A 21,664-nucleotide genomic window follows, 5' to 3' on the forward strand; every position below is an offset into this window, starting at 1 on the left:
TCGGGGGAGGCTGACCGGGGTCAGCTGGGCGTGGAGTCGTCGGTGTAGCGCAGGACGGCGGCCACCGGGATGTCGCCGGGCATGGCCGTGCGGGGCACGACGACGACGGCGGCATCGCTGCCCACGGCGGCGCGCAGCAGGGCCTGGTCGGCCGGGACGCGCCGGGCGTCACCGACCCCGAGTGCGGCCACGTCGTCGGCGCCCACCCCGAGCTGGAGCGGGTCGGGGCCGGTGAACAGCTGCTCGTCGTCGAGCTGGTCGGCGAGCACCAGGGTCTCGACCTGCGCCTTGCGCAGCGCCTCGACGACCAGCGCCGTCCCGGTCACGGCGAGGCCGTGGGCCGAGGCCGCCTGCACACGCTCGACCGCCTGGGCCTGCTCGTGTGCCTCGTGCTCGGCGACCAGCTCGGCGGCGCGTCGCTCGACGACCTCCCGGTCGGCGCCGGCGGCCCGGCCACCCTCCTCGATCGAGACCAGGACGTCACCGACCTCCTTGCTGGCCTTGTCGCTGATCAGCTGCCGGGCGCGCACGTCACCGGCGACCAGCACGAACTGGGCCTTGTCCCGGGTGACCAGCGAGTGCAGCTCGTCGGCGACCTGGCCGGCGTTCGCCTCCCACTGGTTCTCCGCGGTGTGCATGTAGGTGTTGTGTGCCCAGCCGCCGACCTTCACCTTGCGGGCGTGGAAGCCGTCGCCCTCGATGGTGTCCCGGTCCTCGGCGTGACCGGCGAGGGTGGCCACCGCGACGTCGGCGCCGATCCGGTCGGCGAACACGACCACGTGGGGCACGCGGCCGGCGAGCTGCCGGAGCACCGGCATCAGGTCGGGGTCGGGCGACCAGCGGGCGACGGGGTCGCGCGGTGCGTCGGCGAGGACCTCGTCCAGCACGACCGAGCCGTCGGCGGCCACGATCAGAGCGCGGCCGCGGAGGGTGGCGAGCTGCCCGCCGTCGTTGGTCTGCAGGAGACGCTCGCGCACCGCGTCGACGACCTGTTCCGGCGCGCCCTGCTCGGCCAGCTGCTCGCCCACCGCGCGGACCCGGAGACCCACCTCGGTGTCGGCGTTCTCGGTGTTGTGGGTGATGTCGGCGCAGACCGTGGCGTAGGGGCCGGAGGTGGCGAAGACCGGCTGCAGGAAGGTCACGTCCATGGGACGGGGAGATCCTTCGTGGGTTCGGGAGAACGGGCGGGGCCGTGGCTCAGCCCCGGGCAGTGCGTCGTCGCGGCCTACCCACGCGTGCGACCCGTTCACACCCGTGTGTCATCCCGCGCACCCCGGGTAGCCGGTCTCGGACCCGTTCCAGCGATCGGAAGGAGCCGGGATGCCCGAGCACGAGACCCTCCCGCTGCCCGACTACGACCACCTGCCCGTGGGGAGCCTCACCTCCCGCATCCGCACCCTGGACGCCGACGACCTCCGGACGCTGCTGAGCTACGAGAAGTCGCACGCCAACCGCATCCAGGTGGTGCAGGCGATGGACCACCGGCTCGGCCAGCTGACGGAGGGCGCGCAGCCCTCCGGCGGCGACCCGGCCGGCGCGCAGCCCGAACACGCCCCGGCGCCGTCCGGTGGCTCTGCGGTCTCCGAGGCGACCACCGGCCCGCCGGTCAACCCGCCGTCGCAGGGCGACCCGACCAACCCCGCACAGCCCCGCTGAGCGTCGGTCAGCCGGGTTCGGCGGCGTTGTAGCGCCGCAGGGCCGCACCGAAGGCGGCGAGCTCCTCGTCGCTCCACGCCGCCACCCGGCGGGCCAGCTCGGCCTGCCGGGCGGCGGCTGCCTCCTCCAGCAGGGCGCGACCGGCGGTCGTCACGCTCAGCAGCTGGCCGCGCCCGCGCGCGGGGTCGCTGGCCCGGGTGACCAACCCGCGTCGCTCCAGGTCACCGACCTGCCGGCTGACCGTCGAGCGGTCCAACCGGTACAGCTCCGCGAGGTCCACGCTGCGACAGCCGCCCTCTGCGCCGATCGAGCTGAGCATCGAGTAGGCCACGAACGGCAGCTCGCGGTGCAGCCGCTCCGGCAGGCCGCGCACCCGGCGGGCGAACACCGTCAGCTCGCGCTGGACCCCGGCGGCGATCGTCTCCCGGTCCACGTCCACCCCTGGAAGTTGTATCGTGCAACTCGTCGTTGAGTTGCAAGTTACAACACAGTGGAGGACGGCGCAGTGACCGCGCACGCAGCACCCGAGGTGCCCGCCACCCGCACGGTGGTCCGGCACCTGCTCAGCCACCTCGTCGTGCCGGTCCTGCTGGCGACCGGGATGGCCCTGGCCTATCTGGGCGCCTTCCACCAGCCCGAGCCGCACGGCCTGCGGCTCGACGTCGTCGGCACCGGCCCGCAGGTCGCCGTGCTGGCGCAGACGCTGCAGGACGGGCTCGGCGACGCCGCCGCCGTGCGCACCGTGTCCGGCGTCGCGGAGGCGCGGGCCGAGCTGGAGCACCTGGAGATCGCCGGTGCGTACGTCCCCGACCCCGGCCGGCCCACCCTGCTGCTCGCCAGCGCCGCGTCGGACACCACCGCGACGATCGTGCAGCGGATGCTCGCCCCGGTCGCCCTCGGCCAGGGCCAGCCGCTGCAGGTCACCGACGTCGTCCCCACCGCCGACACCGACCCCACCGGACAGGGGGCGTTCTTCTACCTGGTCGCGCTGTCGGTGGGCGGCTACAGCGCCGCGATCGCGATCGGCGCGGCCGGCGCGCGCCTGCCGATGCGACTGCGGCTGCTCGCCGGGCTCGGCGTCGCGGCGGTCATCGCGGCGGTCGCCACCGCGGTCGCCGGGCCGCTCTACGGCGCGCTGCCGGGCTCGGTGCCGCAGATCGGCCTGCTGGCCTGGCTGTACGTCAGCGCCGTCGTCTGGATCGGTGTCGGCCTGCACTCGTTCCTCGGCCGGTGGACGACGCTCACCGTGGTCGGCCTGTTCGTGATGCTCAACTTCACCTCCGCCGGCGGCGTCTTCGCCCCGGCGGTGCAGCCGGGCTTCTTCGCCTCGCTGCACGGCTTCTGGATCGGCTCCGGCCTGGTCGAGGCGGCCCGCCGGCTGCTGTACTTCCCCGCCGTCGGCGTCGGCGCGCAGGTGCTCACCGTCGCCCTGTGGGCCGTCGCCGGCCTGGCCCTGGCGACCGTCGCGGGCCTGGCCGAGCGCCGCCGGCTCGCCACCGCCCCCGCCGACAACCCCCGGCCGGACGACCGTGCGGACGGGAACCGCACCGAGGAGGAGATCGAGGAGGCCGTCGGCGTCTGACCCGACGCCCTGCCCCCGGCACGTCCGCCGGGCCCAGCAGCCACTCGAGCAGGCGGTGGTCTCCCGGCCAGGCCGTCGTCCCCGGGGCGCCCCATCGGGTGAATCCCTGGGATCGCGCTCCACTCCGCCTCGACGGCAACCGATGACTGCTGCATGCCCGCAGCCCGCAACCCGCAGCTCCTCACGGGGCTGCCGCGTGGGCTGGTCTGCACCGTCGGCGTCCTGGCCGGCGCGCAGGTCGCGCTGGCGCTCTCCCCCGGCCGCGAGCTCGCCGGCGGGGTCGTGCTGCTGGCCCTCGCACTCACCCTCCAGGTCGCCGTCGCCGCCCTGCTGTCCTGGCGGGTGCGCCGAGGCGGTGACGACCGCTCGCTGTGGCAGCGCCTGGCCGTCGCCGCCGGGCTGGTCGCCGGCGGCCTGGCCACCTCCGTCGTGCTCACCGCCGCCCACGGTGCCGGCACCGCCACGACCGTGCCGCTGGCCGTGGCCCACCTCGCCGCGTTCCCACTCGTCTACGGCGGGATGGTGCTCTGGAACCGGGACAGCACGGCCGTCGCCGACCCGAGCGACACCCTGCTCGGCGCCGCCGCCGTGCTGGCCGTCGTCGCCGTCACCGACACCGCGCTCGGCCACCTCGGCAGCGGCCTGACCGCGGCCTCCTGGTGGCAGGTGCAGCCGGCGCTGATGCAGACGGCTGCCGGGCTCGTGCTGCTGGGGACGGCCGCGACCGTGCCCTTCATCTCCGGGATGTCCCGGGATCCGCGCGCCTGGTGGTTGACGGCGGCGTTGGCCGCCCAGGTGACCGCCGGCGCGGCCGTCGCGGCGGGCCACCCGCAGGGCTGGGCGGCGGCCGCCGTCGGGGCCTGCTGCCTCTGCGTGGCCGGCGTCCTCCGGAGCACGCCGGTCCCCCGGACCACGACCGACCCCTCGACCACGACGATCGGCGCCTTCGTGGTGCTGGTCGCCTCGACCGTGGTGCTCATGGTGCTGGCGCTCTGCGACGCCGGCGCCACGGCGGCCTGGTGCGGTGGCATCGCCGCGACCGGTTCGGGCATCCGGCTGCTGCTCAACGTGCGCGACCTCGCCCAGCTGACCCAGAGCCGCCGGGAGGCGCTCACCGACGACCTCACCGGCCTGGCCAACCGTCGGGCCGTGCTCCGCCGGGTGGAGGAGCTGTGCGCGCAGGGCACCCCGCTGGTGGTCGGCGTGCTGGACCTGGACAAGTTCAAGGAGGTCAACGACGGCCTCGGCCACTCCGCCGGCGACGACCTGCTGCGCCTGGTGGCCCAGCGGCTGCACCAGGTGCTGGGCACCGACGACGCGCTCGGCCGGCTGGGCGGTGACGAGTTCGCCCTCATCGCCACGGTGCCCGCCGGTGGCTCGCCCGCCGAGCGCGCGGCTGCCCTGGGCCGGGAGCTGCAGCAGTGCACCGCGGCGCCGTTCGCGGTCGGCGGGCTCACCGTGCACGTCGCGCTCAGCCTCGGGCTGACCTGGCACACCGGCGCGCCGGTGCCCGCCGCGGCGCTGCTGCGCCAGGCCGACGCGGCGATGTACGACGCCAAGCGGTCGGGCAGCCGGGTGGTGCACTACGAGGCCGACCGGCACGGCGACAGCAGCGGCCGGCTGGCGCTGGTCGAGGAGCTGCGGGCGGGCGTGCTGAGCGGGGAGCTCGTGCTGCACCACCAGCCGCAGGTCGACGTGGCGACCGGGCGCACCGTGGGCGTCGAGGCGCTGGTCCGCTGGGCGCACCCCACCCGCGGGCTGCTGCAGCCCGCTGACTTCCTGCCGCTGGCCGAGGTGCACGGCCTGATGGGGCCGCTGACCAACGAGGTGCTGGCCCAGGCGGTGGCCCAGGCTGCGGCCTGGCACCGGGCGGGCCGGCAGCTGCGCGTCTCGGTGAACCTGTCGGCCAGCAACCTGCTCGACACCGGCCTGCCCCAGCGGGTCGCCGACCTGCTGCGCGCGCACGAGCTGCCGGCGTCCGCCCTCGTGCTCGAGGTGACCGAGACGGTGCTGCTCAGCGACCCCGACCGCAGCCTCGCCGTGGTCGCCGCGCTCGCCGACCTCGGCACGACGGTGAGCATCGACGACTTCGGCACCGGCTACGCCTCCCTGACGTACCTGCACCAGCTGCCGGTGGCCGAGCTGAAGCTGGACCGCTCCTTCACCGCCGACCTGCTCACCGACGCGCGGGCGGCGGCGATCGTGGCCAGCACCGTCCGGCTGGCGCACCAGCTGGGCCTGCGGGTGGTCGCCGAGGGTGTCGAGGACCCGGCCACCCTGGTGCACCTGCGCGCGCTGGAGTGCGACGAGAGCCAGGGGTACCTGCACTCCCCGCCGCTGCCCGCCGCCGAGCTCGAGGCCTGGCTCGCCGTCCGCGACCGGCTGCGCGCCGGCGTCCGGGCCTGACACCACCGGGGGCCCTGACGCCCGGTGGGGCAGGAGAGGTGAACACGAGACGACACGGTGCCGCAACCTGCCGGACGGCGGTGGACGGACTGCCTACCGTCCGTCCATGCCCGAGCGCCGTCTTCCCCCGGTCCCCGACTCCACCGCCCGCCTGCACCAGCTGCGGCTGATCGCCGCCGCGCGGGTCAGCGCCTGCCGGACGACGTCCCGGCAGCAGGTCAGCGACATCGTCCGGGTCACCGTGGACGACGAGGTGGACACCCGCACGTTCCGGGCGATCGTGGACGACGTCGCCGGCGACTCGAGGGACTGACCGCGGACGGCGGGACACCCTCTCCCGCCAGTTCCAAGCTATAGCGCACCCCGGGGCTTGCGGCAAGCCCCGGGGTTGCGCGCAGAATCGCCGACCATGCCCCTGACCTGCGGCGATGCCGACGTGTTCGCCCTCCCCGACCGGCTCGCCGCCAAGGCGGACCCCGCCCTGATCGCCGCCGATGCCGAGCACCTGTCGGCGGTCGGCGCGACGCTCTCCGCGTCGGTCGCCGAGCTGTCGGCCCGCCTCGACGCCGTCCGCCGGGCACCGGGCGGGACCGGCCAGGCCGCGCTGGACCGCGACCTGGAGGTGCACCGGCTGGCCGCCCGGCTGCGCACCCTGCGCCGGTTCGGGCTGGACCTCTGCCTCGGTCGCACCGTGCCCGTCGGCGACGCCGAGCCGGTGTACGTCGGCCGCCTGGGCCTCACCGACCGCGACGGCCGCCGGCTGCTGGTCGACTGGCGCTCCAGCGCGGCCGAGCCGTTCTTCGCCGCCACCCACGCCCGGCCGATGGGCCTGGCCAGTCGCCGCCGGTACCGCTGGACCCGCGGCCGGGTCACCGACTACTGGGACGAGGTCTTCACCCCCGACGGGCTGGCGGGGCACGCGGCGCTGGACGACCAGTCGGCGTTCATCGCCAGCCTGGGCGCCGACCGCACCGCCCGGATGCGCGACGTGCTGGGCACCATCCAGGCGGACCAGGACGCCGTCATCCGCACAGGGTCGGCCGGCGTCCTGGTCGTCGACGGTGGTCCGGGCACCGGCAAGACCGTCGTCGCCCTGCACCGCACCGCGTACCTGCGCTACGCCGACCCGCTGCTGGGACCGGGCCGGGGCGGCGTGCTGTTCGTCGGCCCGCACCAGCCGTACCTGGCCTACGTCAGCGACGTCCTGCCCGACCTCGGCGAGGAGGGCGTCCAGACCTGCACCCTGCGCGACCTCGTCCCCGAGGGCGCCGCGGCGGTGCAGGAGGCCGACCCGGCGGTGGCCCGGCTCAAGTCCTCCGCAGGCCTGGTGGCGGCGATCGAGGCCGCGGTCGGCTTCCACGAGGAGCCACCCACCCGGGGGACGACGGTGGAGACCGACGCCGGCGACCTGTGGCTCAGCGCCGACGACTGGGCCGAGGCGTTCGCCGCCGCCGAGCCCGGCACCCCGCACAACGAGGCCCGCGAGGAGGTCTGGTCGGCGTTGCTGGCGATCCTGGTCGACTCCCACGGCGACGCCGAGGACGGTGACGAGCTGCGCCGGTCGCTGCTGCGGGACCGGGAGCTGCGCTCGGCGTTCGACCGCGCGTGGCCGCTGGTCGCGGCGACCGACCTCGTCGCGGACCTGTGGTCGGTGCCGGCCTACCTGCGCCGGTGCGCACCGTGGCTCAGCCCCGACGAGGTGCGGACGCTGCAGCGTGCCGACCCGCACCGCTGGACGGTGTCGGACCTGCCCCTGCTGGACGCGGCACGCCAGCGCCTCGGCGACCCGGAGACGGCCCGTCGCCACCGGCAGCAGGCAGCCGCTGCCGCGGTCGAGCGCAGCCGGATGGCCGACGTCATCGAGCGGCTGGCCGAGGCCGACGACTCGGAGCTGCTGCTCATGACGACGCTGCGCCACCAGGACCTGCGGGACGCGCTGGTCGACGACGCCGCGCTCCCCACGCCCGACCCGGACCTGCTCGCCGGCCCGTTCGCGCACGTGGTCGTGGACGAGGCGCAGGAGCTGACCGACGCGGAGTGGCAGATGCTGCGCACCCGCTGCCCCTCCGGCAGCTTCACCGTCGTCGGCGACCGCGCCCAGGCCCGGCTCGGCTTCTCCGAGTCGTGGCCGGAGCGGCTGGCCCGGGTGGGGCTCGACCGGGTCACGGTGGCCTCGCTGACGATCAACTACCGGACGCCGGAGGAGGTCATGGCCGAGGCCGAGCCGGTCATCCGCGCCGTTCTCCCGGACGCCAACGTGCCGACCTCGGTCCGCCGCACCGGGGTGCCCGTCGCCCACGGCCCGGCCGCGGACCTGGACACCGTGCTGGACACCTGGCTGGCCGGGCACGACGAGGGCATCGCCTGCGTCATCGGCGCCCCTGGGTTCCCGTCGAGCCCGCGCATCCGGTCGCTGAGCCCGGTGCTGGCCAAGGGGCTGGAGTTCGACCTGGTCGTGCTGGTCGACCCGGAGTCGTTCGGCACCGGCATCGCGGGTGCGGTCGACCGCTACGTGGCGATGACCCGGGCCACCCAGCAGCTCGTGGTGCTCACGAGCACCTGAGCACGGCGGGGCGACGGACGAGTCGGCCTGTACGCCGGGCACAGTTCGCCGGTGTTGGACTGATCATGGACTTCGTCGAATATGGGGGTTGACCTGCGGATTTTCCGTTGAAGGCTACTGGTTGGTAACGGCCAGATTCGGCTGAGTTGCGGACTATTTGCGGACTGGGTGCGGACTCAGGGCGCACGATCGGGGTGGCCCCACCCGGACCGTGTCGGGACGACGGCGCCGCTCCACAGCCGGTTCAGGATGCCGGCTGCGACGGGTTCGCCCGAAGGGCGCTCCGCGTCCCTGCGGGATGGGCCTGCGGCCCACCCTTCACCCGACCCGCCGCAGCCGGATGGGGGTCGGTTGTGGAAAGCGACCAGAACTGTGTGGATGGGCGTCGGGGACCTTCAAGCCGTACGAAGCGCCGAGTATGCCGGTCAGGTGATCACCGCAAGAGGATCGCCGCGCCGGACGCGCTCAAGCGGATCCTTCCCTGGGACACCGCATCAGTCTGCGCGGTTGACGACGTGCCCGGCGAGCTCCGCGGGAGAGCATGCTGGACGTTGATGGCACAAGAGGAGCAGGTAGAGGAAGTCAGCCCCGAATTCGCCCGGCGGTGGTGGAAGACGCTGGTGGCCAACGCCTGCGCGCTGCTGGAAGATGGCGCGATCCTCGCGGCACACGCCAGCGCCGGTAGGGCGCAAGCGCTGCTGGTGCTGGCCATGGAGGAGTTGGCCAAGGCATTATGGCTTTACGAGGCGGCCCAATATGAGTGGAGCCGGCCACTGGGCCTGTACGGCCAACCCCCGTCTCCGTCGGGCCCCATCTTGCTTCCCCCAGAGATGAGCACCCGACGGCTCCCCCACTTGCAGAAACTGCAGGCTGCTGAACAGTTTACCTCCGGTCTCAGCGGGTTCTGGGACGCCAGCCGTCGCGAGGAGTATTACTTCCCAGCGGACTTGGTCACCTTCGAAGAAGCTGCCCGAAGGCGCAACGCGGACAAGCAGGCCGGCTTCTACGTTGATCGCCTCGGAGACACCATCCTGACGCCGCTTTCGATCCCCGCCGAGGGCATCGACTCGTTCGTTCGTAAGGCGGCGCAGTCGATCGAGATGCACCTTATCGAAGACCACACTCGCCAGCAGGACGCCTCCGTGCCTGACGCCATCGACTCGGTTCAAGACCTCCACTGGAAGGTTCTGCGCCGTGCGCATCCAGACCTGTATGCGGACTTCGTTGATCGAATGAGAGGAGTTGCAGACTCGGAAATTGAGGCCGACCACCAATGACTCGAAAGCAGTCGGACGCCAAAACAGATGCCTCCGGTGCGGGTGGCCGGTCGTGCCGGCAGCCAGCAGGCGTCGGGGCACCCCGCCGGATCCTTCCGAGATGGGCGTAACACGTCAGTTTCCGGGGCACCGGTCGCCGATCCCGCTGCGGACCGATTCCGCTTCAGATGGCAGCACTGCCCGAGGATGGATGCTGCTGAGTACTGCGGCGCGTGACGCGCTGATGACCTACCTCCAAGTGGGAGGTCGGCCACGGATTCAGGTGGCGCAGCAGACCGGGCGAGTTACCGGTGGCCCGGGTCGGGTCAGACCACGAGTGCCTGGGTAACCGTCTGCTCGGCGTCGCCCTCGTGCCAGGTGAGGACGACGTTCACGCTGCCGGAACCCGCGTAGGTGATCACCGGATAGTCGTAGTAACTCGTCGCGATGATGTCGGGCTGGACCTCGGCTCCATGGAGGATGGGCGCGTTGCTGTCGCCCAGCGACTCCAGGGCGATGGTGACCTTCTCGGCGGTGACCGAGCCATGGTTAGTGATCCGGATCCGCTCGCGCCGCGTCTTGAGCCTGGTCCGGCCCTGCCTGTCTGTTTCGGGCTCGCGCTCGAACTCGTAGGTGGCGCGGAGGATGGCGTGCTCCTCGGCCGGGCGCCTGGGCACCACCGCCCCCAGGCTCAGGTGCTCCAGGTCATGCTCGACGGCGTTCCTGACCTGGAAGCCGAGGTCCTCGGGGTTGGCGTAACGGCCCAACAAGCCCTGGGACTCCAGCGACGCCTGGAACCTGCGCAGGGCTGTCAACTGCTTCTCGTCTACGTTTCGCGGGAGAGGCTCCTCCGAGAAGTAGACGTGCACCGGCTTGCCCGCCTCGTGGGCCCTCTTGATCTCCTCCGCGGTGCCGGAGACCGCCTCCTCGGTGGCCTGGCCAAGGCGGGAGTCGAAGAGCGCGATGATGATGTCCGCCCGGTCGACCAACTGCTCGTTGATGACGCTCTGCCCGGAGCCGCCCAGGCGGGGTACTGCGTCGGTCTCCCACCGGGCGGGCAGCAGGAGCACTTGCTCGCGCTCGGCCCGTGAGGCGTTCCAGCCATGAAGGCTGCGCTCGACCGCGTCGCGCTCCTCGGTCGTGTCGCCCGGCGAGGCGATAAGAACTCGAAGGACGTGCGCGTCAAACGCCATGATGCGACCGTAACCGGCTCCGCTGACAGGTCCTCCCAGCCGGGCACCGCGGCGCTGCCTGACACGAGGCACGCGTCCTGCTGGGTCATCAGGGGCGCCCCTGTCGCCCTCCGCCGCCGCCTTCAGGGACAGGCGGCGGCTCGGCCCACCGTCACCACAAGGGGATCCGCTTGTGGGCCCCGCACAAGGAAATACACCACCAAGACGGGACGGACGACGAATGCTCGCGCACCGTCGGCTGGTAACGCGGCGGCCTGTGACCCTGGGGTCAGAAGATCGACGGAGGCCAGCGATGCCTGCGCCACTCGTCCCACGTCGTGAACCCTTCCGGTGGATCGCTGACACCTTCGCTGCCGTCCAGCTCCGCTGGCGTCGGGACGTCAATGACGGCAGCCCACGTTGCGAGCTCTTCGTCGGACATGTGCCATGTCGTGTGCGGCTCTTCCGCTTGGCGCCGGTCAAGCCGGCGCCTCTGCTCAGACGGTGTGAGTTCGCAGTAACGCATCTCCACCGCCGCACCCAGGTCGGCCGCTGCCTGGCGTAGAGCGGAGCGCTCCTCTCGGCTCCAGAGTCCGAAATCGATGACCACGTTGATGCCGAGCGCGAGTGCGCGCAGTCCGATCTCGATGAGCCGTCCCTCGATCACGTCCGAGGCCGACGGCGGGTTCGCGAGCCCGTAGAGGGCCTTGACCCACTCGTCCTTCGTGAGGCGGAGCGCCTTCTCCTCGGCCTCGATGCGCCGCGCCTCTGTGGTCTTCCCGGTGCCTGGCAGTCCCACGGTCAGGTACAGGGTCGGTCGCGTCGTCATCACTTCCTCATCCGAGCGGTCGCTTCATCATCGCGGACTGCCTCAACCACCGCGGCCGGCTACGCAGCGGTCCTCGGCCCGTCAGAAGGCCCCGTGGAATCGTTCATCGCGCTGGTAGTCGACGTGGCGCAGTCGGAGGGCTGCGAGCACCTGCTCGGCTGCATCGTCGCCGACGACTAGCCGAAGGCGGTCGTCCTGCGGGTCGGTGACATGTCGCAGGATCGCTGTCGCTACCTCCTGGGGCGGTGTGCCGCCTCCGGTCCCGCCGGTGCTCGGCCACGGGACGACAGGGCTCCCGAACAGCTCGTTACGTAGTTCGTCATAGGCGGGGATGGGGGCGGCGAACTGCATGCTGCCCGTGGCCCAGTCGGTGTCGATTCCGCCGATCTCGGCGATGGTCACGCGTATGCCGAACCGGCTCACCTCCGCGGCGAGCGCTTCGCTGAAGCCCTCCAGCCCCCATTTGGCCGCGTTGTATAGCCCCAGGGTCGGCATCGTGCCGACGGCACCGACGGTGGAGATCTGCACGATGTGGCCAGCGCCCTGGGCGCGCATCACCGGCAGGGCGGCCTGCGTGAGCCAGAGCGCTCCCAGCAGATCCGTGTCGATGATCTGCCGGGCTTCCTCCTCGGCCACTTCCTCAACCGCGCCGACCAGTCCATAGCCTGCGTTGTTCACCAGGACGTCGAGACGTCCGAAGTGGTCCTGTGCGCGAGCGACGGCGGCGTGCGCGCCGTCGCGGTCGCGGACGTCCAGTCGATGCACGAGAAGTCTCTCGTGTGACGGGAGCGAGTGCTCGCCCCGGACGGTGGCCAGGACTCGGTGCCCCGCCTCCAGCGCTGCGGTGGTCAGCGCCTGCCCCAGTCCCCGGCTCGCACCGGTCACCAGCCAGGTCAGTTCCGTAGTCATGCGCCCACCATAACCAGAACTGGACGGACCGTCTCGTTTGCTATGGTGGGTTCGTGGCACGAGCCCGTACGGTCGCTCGCGTTCACGATGCCGTCCTCGCGCTCGTTGCCGAGGGCGGTTACGCGGCTGTGACGATGGAAGGCATAGCGGCGCGGGCCCGGCTGAGCAAGCAGACTCTGTACCGGTCCTGGCCCTCGACGGCGGCGATCCTTTTCGATGCGCTGCTGGCCCGCAGCACCGACGAGGACGGCGAGATCGACGTCCCGGACACGGGAGACCTGGCCCGCGATCTGGAAAACCTTCTTCTGACCACGGCCGAGGAAATGACCAATCCGGCGACCGATCGGTTGTTGCGTGCGGTGACCGCAGAGATCCAGACCCGGGAGAATCTCGCTGAGCAGCTGCGCGTCCGTCTGCTGGAGCCGCAATTCCGGGCTGTCGAGCGGCGGATCGCGCGGGGAGGTGTCGAGGACGCCGAGGCCGCTGCAGAGCTGCTCTACGGGCCGGTGTTCCACCGATGGCTGTTGAGGACCAAGCCGATCGACCCGGACTGGGTCCGCGCACACGTCACCCGGACACTTCGCGCGTTCGGGGACTGACCGGCCCGTCGGCTTGACACCTCGGCAGAAGGTCACGGGACATCGCCGATCCGCCGGGCGCGGCTACCGCGGAGAACCTGCTGTCGTGACGGTGTGGCATCGGGAGGCCGCAAGTTGCCCGCCGTTCGAGCGATAGCACGTCGAAGCGCACTGGCTGTCCCACGCCTGCCGCCGCGATGCCAGAAAGGGGAGGAGCGGATCGACCACTTCGGGGGGAATGCGTTTGCCAGCGCTTGTCCCGCTGCCTAGGGTGCTTCCGTGCCTCAGTTGCTGTTCCTCTGACCAACCTTCGGACGGCCCCGCCTCGCTGTTGAGCGAGTCCGCGGGTCGTCCTGACCTGTCATCGGCTGCCTGGGCGGCCGGGTCAGTACGAAGCACACCCCCTTCTCCCTCTTCAGGGCTTGGGTGTGCCTCCGTCCGGAGGAACAGTGACGATCACGAAATCTTTGCCTGCGCGCGCGCAGGCGCAACTGTCAGTTCAAGAAGTACGCATTCAACGCGGCGGGCACCTCGTCCTCGACGGGGTCTCGCTGACCGTGGCCCCAGGAAACCGGTGGGGTGTGGTCGGCGAGAACGGCCGCGGCAAGTCGACCCTGCTGCATGTCCTGGCCGGGACCCTGCCGCCCGACGCCGGGTCCGTGCACCTCATCGGCACTATCGGGGTGGCCGAGCAGGAACTGCGGGCCGACGACGGCGCCACCGTCGCCGACGCGGTCGAGAATGAGCTGGCCGCAGCACGGTCGGCGCTGCGAACGCTCGAGGTGAGTTCCGCCGCCTTGGCCGACGGGTCACCCGGCGCGGAGGAGCAGTACGCCACGGCGCTGGCCGCCGCCGAGGTGCTGGATGCCTGGGACGCCGACCGTCGGGTCGACGTGGCCTTGGAGGCTCTGGGGGCGGTGACCGACCGTTCTCGACGGCTGGCGGAGCTGTCAGTGGGGCAGCGCTACCGGGTTCGGCTGGCCTGCTTGCTCGGCGCGGGGCATGACTTCCTGCTACTGGATGAGCCCACCAACCACCTCGACGCGGCCGGCCTGGCGTTCCTCACCGACCGGCTGCGCAGTCATCCGGGCGGGGTAGTCGTGGTCAGCCACGACCGGGCGTTGCTGTCCGACGTCGCCACGTCGGTTCTCGACCTGGACCCTAGCCAGGACGGCCGCCCTCGTGTCTACGGAGACGGCTTCGCCGGCTACCAGGCCAGACGCCGCGCCGAGGTCGCGCGCTGGCAGGTGGAGTTCGACGAGCAGCAGGCCGAGCAGGCCCGCCTGGCCCACGACCTCTCTCAGGCGCAGCACCGGTTGCAGACCGGCTGGCGGCCGGACAAGGGCACCGGCAAGCACCAGCGGGCCACCCGAGCCCCGGGATTGGTGCGCGCGGTGCACCGCCGCCAGGAGGAGCTGCGGCGCCACGTGGTGGATGCACCGGAGCCGCCGCTTCGCTTCCGCATGCCGCCACTGCCGGGCCGGCCGGGTGTCGTTCTGCTGCGGGCGGACGACGTCCGGGTTACCGGTCGGCTGCCGCACTCGGTCAGCGTGGAGGTCCAGTCCGGCTCGCGGCTGGTGATCACCGGCCCCAACGGTGCCGGGAAGTCCACCCTGCTGGCGGTTCTCGCCGGCGAGCTACCGCCCACCGCGGGCCGGGTCCATCGCTCATTGGCCGCCCGCGTGCGCCTGCTGCGTCAGGAGTCCCCGCGCGCGGACACCCGAACGGCGGCAGAGGTCTTCGCCGCGCACATACAGCACCTGGTGCAGACCGGCGTCGGGGGCGGCGGCGCGGCCGTCTCGCTGTCAGGTCTGGGGCTGTTCCGCTCAGCTGACCTGCGCCGGCCGGTCGGGGACCTGTCAATGGGTCAGCAGCGGCGGCTGGACCTGGCGCTCGCGCTGGCGAGCCGCCCTCAGGTGCTGCTTCTCGACGAGCCGACCAACCACCTGTCGATCGCTCTGGTCGACGAGCTCACCGAGGCCCTTCAGGCCACCGACGCGGCCGTAGTCGTCGCCACCCATGACCGGCAGCTGCAACACGACCTCGACGCCTGGCCCCGCCTGGCGATCGAGACCACGTCCCCTTCTTCCCCCGAACAATGCGAAGGACTCGCCTCATGACTTCTCCCGATCCCCTCACCGACCACCAGCCGCTCCCGACCGCAGAAGGGCCCGGCCGGCTGGCCGGCTGGCGCGCACTACGTCCGCTGCGCCACCGCGACTACCGGCTGCTGTTCGGCTTCCTCGCCACGTCCCTGTGCGCCATCGGCATGTGGACCATCGTGATGGTCTTCCAGGTACTGGCCATCGACGACCGCCCCCAGGCGTTGTCTGCGGTCGGTGCCTGCCTCAGCGCCGGCCTGCTGGCCTTCGCCGTGGTCGGTGGCGTCGCCGCCGACCGGTATCCCCGCCGCATGGTGCTCGTGGCTGTCCAACTGCTCAACACGCTCACCCTCAGCGCCGTCGCCGCGCTCTCCCTGAGCGGAGCGGTGGGCTTGTGGCACCTTGCGCTCGCCTCGGCCCTGCTGGGCGCCGGCAGCGCGTTCACCTTCCCGGCCTACAGCGCCTACCTTCCCCAGGTGCTGCCGGGCGAGGAACTGCTGGCTGCCAACGGCCTGGAAGGAGCGCTCCGCCCGACCATGCAGCAAGGCCTCGGCCCCGCCCTGGGCGGAGCGGTCGTCGGCGCCACCATGCCCGGAGTCGGCGCCCTCGTCGCCGCGGTGCTGTCCGCCGTCGCCCTGAGCTGCACGCTCCTGCTGAGCACACGGCACGACCTGCCCCCGACGGCCGGAGACGCCACGCCACGCCCGCGGCTGCTCACCGAGCTCCGCGACGGCGTCACGTTTGTCGTACGCACTCGATGGCTGCTGTGGACGCTGCTGTTCGCCTCGGTCATGACGCTGGCGATCATGGGGCCGCTGGAGGTGCTCCTGCCGTTCCGGGTCCGGGAGGAGTTCTCCAACGGGGAGCAGGCCTTCGGCCTGTTGCTGGCCGCCTACGGCGTCGGCGGTGCCGCCGGATCGCTGGTGATGTCCTCACTGCGTCTGCCGCGCCGCTACCTCACCACCATGGTGTTGCTCTGGGGAGCCGGAACCCTGCCGCTGGCGCTCGTCGGTCTCACCAGCGCCTTCTGGCTGCTGCTGGCCTGCCTGTTCGTTATCGGAGCCTCGACCGGCGCCGGCATGGTCATCTGGGGCACGCTGCTGCAGCGCCGCGTGCCTCCGCACATGATCGGGCGCGTCGCCAGCCTGGACTTCTTCGTCTCCATCGCCCTCATGCCACTGTCGATCGCCCTCGCCGGGCCGCTGGCGACAGTCGTCCCGATACCGGTCATCTTCCTTTTCGCGGCGGCCGTCCCGGCCTTCGCCGCGGTCGTCGCCGTGACCGCTGGTCGCCTGGCACGAGACGAAAGCGAGCACCCGTTGGACTCCGTGCCCCTCGAGACTGACGCGGTTGCCGTGGAGGCGCCACCGTCAGATCACTAGCTGGACATCGCCAAGAACCGCCGATACCGGCGGGCGGCGACAGGAGCGGAACCCGGTCGACCAGTGCCGGGTTCCGCTCCTCCCAGCAGATCACCCCGGCTGCACTCACGGTCACCCAGACCATGACCTCCGGGCGGCACGCCCTTCGCCCACTACGGCCCCAGTCCGCCAAGCTGCCGCCTGGGCCGAAGATGGTCCCAGCGGGATCCCCTCTGGGACACCAAGCCGGATGTCTCCTCACCTGACGAGAGCGACCGCTGAGGGTTTCGCTTCCGGGGGACGGGCTAGTTGGTCGGCCTTCGCGCGTCACCTGTCCGAGCCCACTGGACTGCCACGGAGCGAGCTGGCTGCGGCGGCTCGTCCACTGGTTGCCAGCTGGTCCTACAACTGGGTGGGGAGCCCGCCGTCGCACAGGGCCAAGGCATCGTCGGCCCCGCGGAGGCTGGCCAAGACCTTGGGGTGCGGGGCGGTGAAGATCTGCGGATAGTCCACCTCACCCATATCAACATCGACGGGCCAGGCGAGCCGCTCCTGGGTGAGGTCAAACTGGGCGTCCACGCCGGGCTTGTTGCCGCGAGGATCCTGCCGGTGCCAGACGCCCTCCACGTGCACCGCGATCAGCCCGTGTACGCAGTAACCGGTTCCGTCGGCGAGGCGCTGGTAGCACAGACCAGTGGGGATCCCACGGGCGCGCAGGAGAGCGGCCAGCAGATGGGCCTTGGCAAAGCAGAGGCCCACGCCCTCGTGCAGGGTCTGCGATGCCGTGATGGTCACGCGGGAGTCCTGGGCGTCCAGGGAGTGGCGGATGTTGTCGCGAACCCATGTAAAGGCGCTGCGGGCGTACTCGACCGGGGCCGGCGCCTGCCCGGCCAGGTGCATGACGAGTTCCTGCACCTTGGGGTGCTCCACGTCGATGACGTCGTCGCCGCCTAGGTAGGCCACAGGTGCCTCGGCATCGAACTCCACGGCGGACACGCTAACCGGCAGCATCAACTGCGCGCGGCCACGCATGGTGGTCCCCCACGACTCGAGTCGACCGTCCCGAAGCCGGAACCCCTACTGGGAACACCGCAGGACACAGCAGGTGCCCCTCGTCCGCCGTCCCTTAAGACCCGCCCGGTGAATTTTCCCGCATGGGGAGGACAACCGGGATGCCCTGCTGGACGGTGGCAGCCTCGTCGTCTGTCAGCCGCTCAACATCCACGCCACCGTGTCGCAGGGGGCCGCGTGACGGGAGCCGGTGCATCGCGGAGCTGATCGTCATCAGCCCTGTAGCCGGGAAGAACGCGACCTGCTCGCAATCGACGATCGCCGTAAACGGCCAACGCCATGGCGCCCGCGACGACTTTACGCCCGCCACTCCGGCCTTTTCCGTGCAAGCTCAGGCCTTCACCTAATAGCGGCACGAATGCTACCTTTTGAGGTAGCTCGGGCCCCGCTTCGCGGGGCCCAGTGGCGTTTCTAGGGGTGACTCGTTGGCTATTGTCGGGTGGCGTTGAAAATGCACGGCGGAATCAAGATCTACGCCGGCGCGCCAGCGGCTGCCCGGCACTACGTGGAGGCCGACCGGGGCCGGGCGGACGACTACTACCTCACCGAGGGCACTGGGGTGGCTCGCCGCTTCACCGCCACCGCCGGTCGCGTGACCGAGCTGGCGCCTTTGACCGGCGACAGCTACGAGACGTGGGTGGCCGGCCGCGACCCGGAGACGGGTGAGCCGAGGGGGCAGCTGCGCGGCGACGAGCATGCGGTGCGGTTCGCCGAGGTGGTGGTCAACGGCCCGAAAACCTGGTCGCTGGCCGCCGCGTTGCACCCGGAGATCGCTCGGGCGTACGAGGCGGCGCAGGACCGGGCGGCAGGGCAGATCATCGCCTGGCTCTCCCAGCACGCCACCACCCGGGTCGGGCCGCGCGGCGGCCAGGTGCAGGTACCGCTGGAGGTGTTGGAGGCGGCCACGGTGCGGCACTACACCTCCCGCGCGGAGGACCCGCACTGGCATCTGCACCTGCAGCTGCTGTCCCGGGTTTTCGCGGCCGGGAAGTGGCGCGGTTTGCACACCGTCGGTATCCGCGATTTCCTGGGCGCGATCAACGGGATCGGGCACGCCGCGATGGCGTGCGACCCGGAATTGAACGCCGCCTTCGCCGCGCACGGCTACCGGAAGGGCGCTACGGGAGAAATTCAGGAGGTCGCCGACTACGCGGGCCCGTTCAGCGCACGGCACGCGCAGATCGCCCGGAATGTGGACCGCTACGAACGGGAATGGACCGCGGCGCACCCCGGCGAATCCCCCGGGCCGGGGCTGCGCGGATCCTGGGACGCTCGGGCGTGGGCCGACGGCCGCCCGGACAAGGTCACCGCCCAGCCCGGGGTCAGGCTGGAGGCGCGCTGGCGGGCCGAGCTGTTTGCCCTCGGCTACCGCGACCCGGTCGGCCCGGTCGACCTGGCCCCAAGCCCGATCGGCGCGCTCGACCGCGAGCAGGCGGTGGACCGGGTACTGGCCCGGCTCGCGGCCGGCCGGTCGGCGTGGAACGCCGCCGACATCCGGGGCGAGGCCGAGCGGCTGATCGCCGCCGAAGGCGTCGTCGCCGACGCCGCGGTGCGCATCGAACTGGCCGAGGATCTCACCGCCCGCGCGATGGACCACTGCATGCCGTTGCTGGACCGCGACGGGGTACCGGAGCACATCCGCGCCTGGACCTCGCGAACGGTCCTCGACGTCGAGACCGACCTGACCACCCGGCTCGCCGCTCGCGCCGTACCTGACACCGGCCCTGCGGTCCCGGTCGAGCGCGCTGCACCCGCCGGCCGGCTGGATGTCGGCCAGGCCGCGGCGGTCGTCGCGCTCTCCGGCGACCGGCCCCTGGTGGTGGTCGAGGGCGCCGCCGGGGCGGGCAAGACGACCACGCTGGCCGCCACCCGCGGCCTGCTCGAGGCGCGGGGCCGCCGGCTGGTGGTGGTCACTCCCACGCGCAAGGCGGCCAAGGTGGCCGCCGGTGAGGTGGGGGCGGCCGCCGGGTCGGCGGCGTCTCTGGCCTTCCAGCACGGTTGGCGCTGGAACGACGAGGGGCGTTGGACCCGGCTCACCGTCGGCGAGCTCGACCCGGCGACCGGCCGGGTCTACGCCGGGCCGAGCGAGGCCGCGCGGCTGCGGCCCGGGGATCTGTTGCTGGTGGACGAGGCCGGGATGCTCGATCAGGACACCGCCCGCGCCCTGCTGACTGTCGCCGACGAGTGCCAGGTCCGGGTGGCGTTGCTCGGCGACCGGCACCAGCTGTCCGCGGTCGGCCGCGGCGGCGTCCTGGATCTCGCCATCGCCCAGGCCGACCCCGCCGCGCACCTGACACTCGACGCGGTGCACCGCTTCACCCGAACCGACGAGCAGGGTCGCACGACACCCGACACCGGCTACGCCGAGCTGACCCTGGCCATGCGCACCGGCGAGGACCCCGGCGCCGTCTTCGACGCCCTCCTCGCCCGCGGCCAGATCCAGCTGCACCCCGACGCCGCCGCGCTGCAGGACACGCTGGCCGCCACCGTCGCCGAGTCCTATGCCGAATGCCGCCGGGTGGCCGTGGTGGTGGACACCCGCGAGCAGGCCGCCGAACTCAACAATGCCATCCGGGAACGGCTGGTGGCCGCCGGCCGGGTCGATGACCGGACGGTGGTCGTTACCGGGGCCGGGGAGCGGATCGGCGCCGGGGACCGGATCGCCACCCGGCGCAACGACCGTCATCTCGACGTCGCCAACCGCGACGTCTGGGTCGTCACCGCCGTCGGCCGCCGCGGCGGACTGCTCGTCGCTGTCACCCCCACCGGCACCGTCCCCGATGACGGGTCCGGCGGTGTCACCCCCGACGGTCCAGGGACCCGGGTACTGCCCGCGGACTACGTCACCGCGCACGTCGAGCTCGCCTACGCCACCACCGCCCACGGCGTCCAGGGCGACACCGTCACCGCCGCGCACCTGGTGGTCGGGGAGCACACCGGCGCCGCGTCGGCGTACGTCGGGATGACCCGAGGACGCGAGGCCAACAGCGCCCACCTCGTCTCCGCCGACGCGGGGGAGGCGCGGGAGCACTGGGTCGCCGTCTTCGCCCGTGACCGCGCCGACCTCGGCCCCGCCCATGCCGCCGAACAGGCCGCCGCCGAGGCCGCCCGCTACTCCCCGCCCCGTCCGCCGGAGCGGGTCGTGGCCGACCTGCACCGGGCGTGGACCGTCGAGCAGAACTGCCTGGATCGGCTGGACTTCTACCAGGCGCAGCGCGACCAGCTACGGGAGGTGGTCACGCTCGAAGCTCCCCACGCCGGCGAACTCGCGAGGCTGGAGGCCGCCCGAGAGCGGGCGGCGATCGCCGCCCAGCAGGCCCACCAGCGGGCCCAGGCCAGCGCGGCCGCGGTCGCCACCGACGCCGACCGGATCCGCGACAGACTGCTGGGCTCCTGGGACGGCGAACGTGGCGCCGTCCGCGCGGCGGCGAAGGTCGTGCTCGACGGGGCCGGCCGGTTCGGGCTGCGCCGGGGCGCGGTCGCCCGCGCCGGCGAGCGGCTCGCCGACTGGGCCGACCGGTGGCGCACCCACGTTCCCTCCCTGCCCAGCGATGCGAAGGAGCTCGTGCGCCTGGCCGGCTGGTTCGACGACCGGCCCGCGCTGTGGGCTGCGCTCGACACCTCCGCCCGGAAGGAGGCAGAAGAGGCCCACCCCGAGCACGCCGCCCTGCGCGGGGAAGCGGACACCGCCCGGCAGCAGCACGCGCAGGCCCGGTCCGCGCTGGCCGAGGCCCACCGCCAACGCGACCGGCGACTCCGGGGATTGGAACCGGCCGCCTGGACCCCCGAGCCCGAGGCCCGGCTCGCCGAGCTGGACCTAGGCATCGCCGCCACCCGGCAGGAGCTCACCGCCGCCCGGGCACGCATCGCCCATCTCACCGCCGAGCCGGCCGTTTTCACCCAACCGGCCGACAGGTTGGCCCAGGAGCGCGACGCCTGGCGCGTCGGCCACGACGCTGAACGCGCCGCCCGCCGGACGGCAGCCTCCGCGGCATCCCCACCGGACCCGACGGGCAGCATGCGTCCGCCGGAGCCGGTCCTCTACCGGTTGCGGTCCACCGGCGCCGGCCCCGAAATCGGACGCTGACCTCGGGCGCCGCTCGTACCGGATCGTGGGCACGGCAGCCTGCGGGAGGAAATCCGGAGAAAGACCGGAGAGGTTGGCTGTGGACTGTCACC

Annotated in this window: 16 protein-coding genes; 10 read left to right on the forward strand and 6 right to left on the reverse strand. The window is 72.4% G+C overall.

Annotation, left to right across the window (positions count from 1 at the left end):
• Positions 1–20: 20 nt before the first annotated feature.
• Complete coding sequence (locus ACJTNH_RS01425; RefSeq protein WP_458172461.1) at positions 21–1,148, reverse strand: baeRF2 domain-containing protein; 1,128 nt, start codon at positions 1,146–1,148, stop codon at positions 21–23.
• Positions 1,149–1,320: 172 nt separating this feature from the next.
• Between ACJTNH_RS01425 and ACJTNH_RS01430 the strand changes: the two genes are divergently transcribed.
• Positions 1,321–1,656, forward strand: coding sequence for a hypothetical protein (locus ACJTNH_RS01430; protein WP_458172462.1), 336 nt, complete (start codon positions 1,321–1,323; stop codon positions 1,654–1,656).
• Positions 1,657–1,663: 7 nt separating this feature from the next.
• Here the strand turns inward: ACJTNH_RS01430 and ACJTNH_RS01435 are convergent, their stop codons facing one another.
• Entirely contained in the window at positions 1,664–2,095 is a 432-nt protein-coding gene (locus ACJTNH_RS01435) for a MarR family winged helix-turn-helix transcriptional regulator (protein ID WP_458172463.1), read from the reverse strand.
• Positions 2,096–2,161: 66 nt separating this feature from the next.
• Here ACJTNH_RS01435 and ACJTNH_RS01440 point away from each other — a divergent pair, with 66 nt between their 5' ends.
• The 5 genes from ACJTNH_RS01440 (at position 2,162) to ACJTNH_RS01460 (ending at position 9,484) form a co-directional block, all read left to right on the forward strand.
• Positions 2,162–3,238, forward strand: coding sequence for a hypothetical protein (locus ACJTNH_RS01440; protein ID WP_458172464.1), 1,077 nt, complete (start codon positions 2,162–2,164; stop codon positions 3,236–3,238).
• A gap of 153 nt (positions 3,239–3,391) precedes the next feature.
• Positions 3,392–5,644 carry a putative bifunctional diguanylate cyclase/phosphodiesterase gene (locus ACJTNH_RS01445; RefSeq protein WP_458172465.1) on the forward strand — a complete coding sequence of 751 codons (2,253 nt, stop codon included), beginning with the start codon at positions 3,392–3,394 and terminating at the stop codon, positions 5,642–5,644.
• Between the two features lie 106 nt (positions 5,645–5,750).
• Positions 5,751–5,957 carry a hypothetical protein gene (locus ACJTNH_RS01450; protein WP_458172466.1) on the forward strand — a complete coding sequence of 69 codons (207 nt, stop codon included), beginning with the start codon at positions 5,751–5,753 and terminating at the stop codon, positions 5,955–5,957.
• Between the two features lie 96 nt (positions 5,958–6,053).
• Positions 6,054–8,207, forward strand: coding sequence for an RNA polymerase recycling motor ATPase HelR (helR, locus tag ACJTNH_RS01455; RefSeq protein ID WP_458172467.1), 2,154 nt, complete (start codon positions 6,054–6,056; stop codon positions 8,205–8,207).
• Positions 8,208–8,761: 554 nt separating this feature from the next.
• Positions 8,762–9,484: an AbiV family abortive infection protein gene (locus ACJTNH_RS01460; protein ID WP_200492073.1), complete on the forward strand. Its 723-nt coding sequence runs from the start codon at positions 8,762–8,764 to the stop codon at positions 9,482–9,484.
• Between the two features lie 305 nt (positions 9,485–9,789).
• Here ACJTNH_RS01460 and ACJTNH_RS01465 read toward each other — a convergent pair whose 3' ends face one another.
• The 3 genes from ACJTNH_RS01465 to ACJTNH_RS01475 form a co-directional block, all read right to left on the reverse strand.
• Positions 9,790–10,656: a hypothetical protein gene (locus ACJTNH_RS01465; protein WP_200492074.1), complete on the reverse strand. Its 867-nt coding sequence runs from the start codon at positions 10,654–10,656 to the stop codon at positions 9,790–9,792.
• A 268-nt stretch (positions 10,657–10,924) separates the two neighbouring features.
• Positions 10,925–11,464 (reverse strand): AAA family ATPase, encoded by a 540-nt coding sequence (locus ACJTNH_RS01470; RefSeq protein WP_200492075.1) that lies wholly within the window; start codon positions 11,462–11,464, stop codon positions 10,925–10,927.
• A gap of 81 nt (positions 11,465–11,545) precedes the next feature.
• Positions 11,546–12,373, reverse strand: coding sequence for an SDR family NAD(P)-dependent oxidoreductase (locus ACJTNH_RS01475; protein WP_200492076.1), 828 nt, complete (start codon positions 12,371–12,373; stop codon positions 11,546–11,548).
• Positions 12,374–12,426: 53 nt separating this feature from the next.
• Here ACJTNH_RS01475 and ACJTNH_RS01480 point away from each other — a divergent pair, with 53 nt between their 5' ends.
• The 3 genes from ACJTNH_RS01480 (at position 12,427) to ACJTNH_RS01490 (ending at position 16,435) form a co-directional block, all read left to right on the forward strand.
• A complete protein-coding gene (locus ACJTNH_RS01480; RefSeq protein ID WP_200492077.1) occupies positions 12,427–12,972 on the forward strand; it encodes a TetR/AcrR family transcriptional regulator in 546 nt (181 codons plus the stop codon).
• Between the two features lie 428 nt (positions 12,973–13,400).
• Positions 13,401–15,071, forward strand: coding sequence for an ABC-F family ATP-binding cassette domain-containing protein (locus ACJTNH_RS01485; protein WP_309229580.1), 1,671 nt, complete (start codon positions 13,401–13,403; stop codon positions 15,069–15,071).
• A complete protein-coding gene (locus tag ACJTNH_RS01490; RefSeq protein WP_375539227.1) occupies positions 15,068–16,435 on the forward strand; it encodes an MFS transporter in 1,368 nt (455 codons plus the stop codon). The genes ACJTNH_RS01485 and ACJTNH_RS01490 overlap by 4 nt, the downstream gene beginning before the upstream one ends.
• Positions 16,436–16,816: 381 nt before the next feature.
• Here ACJTNH_RS01490 and ACJTNH_RS01495 read toward each other — a convergent pair whose 3' ends face one another.
• Complete coding sequence (locus ACJTNH_RS01495) at positions 16,817–17,401, reverse strand: transglutaminase-like domain-containing protein (protein WP_200492080.1); 585 nt, start codon at positions 17,399–17,401, stop codon at positions 16,817–16,819.
• A 535-nt stretch (positions 17,402–17,936) separates the two neighbouring features.
• Here ACJTNH_RS01495 and mobF point away from each other — a divergent pair.
• Complete coding sequence (mobF, locus tag ACJTNH_RS01500; RefSeq protein WP_458172469.1) at positions 17,937–21,572, forward strand: MobF family relaxase; 3,636 nt, start codon at positions 17,937–17,939, stop codon at positions 21,570–21,572.
• The last annotated feature ends 92 nt before the right edge of the window (positions 21,573–21,664 follow it).

The organism is Modestobacter lacusdianchii, assembly GCF_054177765.1.

Excerpts from the sequence above, each read along its gene's own strand:
- ACJTNH_RS01470 (WP_200492075.1), bottom strand. The coding sequence starts at position 11,464 with ATGACGACGCGACCGACCCTGTACCTGACCGTGGGACTGCCAGGCACC.
- ACJTNH_RS01445 (WP_458172465.1), top strand. The coding sequence starts at position 3,392 with ATGCCCGCAGCCCGCAACCCGCAGCTCCTCACGGGGCTGCCGCGTGGG.
- ACJTNH_RS01450 (WP_458172466.1), top strand. The coding sequence starts at position 5,751 with ATGCCCGAGCGCCGTCTTCCCCCGGTCCCCGACTCCACCGCCCGCCTG.
- ACJTNH_RS01490 (WP_375539227.1), top strand. The coding sequence starts at position 15,068 with ATGACTTCTCCCGATCCCCTCACCGACCACCAGCCGCTCCCGACCGCA.
- ACJTNH_RS01475 (WP_200492076.1), bottom strand. The coding sequence starts at position 12,373 with ATGACTACGGAACTGACCTGGCTGGTGACCGGTGCGAGCCGGGGACTG.
- mobF (WP_458172469.1), top strand. The coding sequence starts at position 17,937 with ATGCACGGCGGAATCAAGATCTACGCCGGCGCGCCAGCGGCTGCCCGG.
- ACJTNH_RS01430 (WP_458172462.1), top strand. The coding sequence starts at position 1,321 with ATGCCCGAGCACGAGACCCTCCCGCTGCCCGACTACGACCACCTGCCC.
- ACJTNH_RS01425 (WP_458172461.1), bottom strand. The coding sequence starts at position 1,148 with ATGGACGTGACCTTCCTGCAGCCGGTCTTCGCCACCTCCGGCCCCTAC.
- helR (WP_458172467.1), top strand. The coding sequence starts at position 6,054 with ATGCCCCTGACCTGCGGCGATGCCGACGTGTTCGCCCTCCCCGACCGG.
- ACJTNH_RS01465 (WP_200492074.1), bottom strand. The coding sequence starts at position 10,656 with ATGGCGTTTGACGCGCACGTCCTTCGAGTTCTTATCGCCTCGCCGGGC.
- ACJTNH_RS01460 (WP_200492073.1), top strand. The coding sequence starts at position 8,762 with ATGGCACAAGAGGAGCAGGTAGAGGAAGTCAGCCCCGAATTCGCCCGG.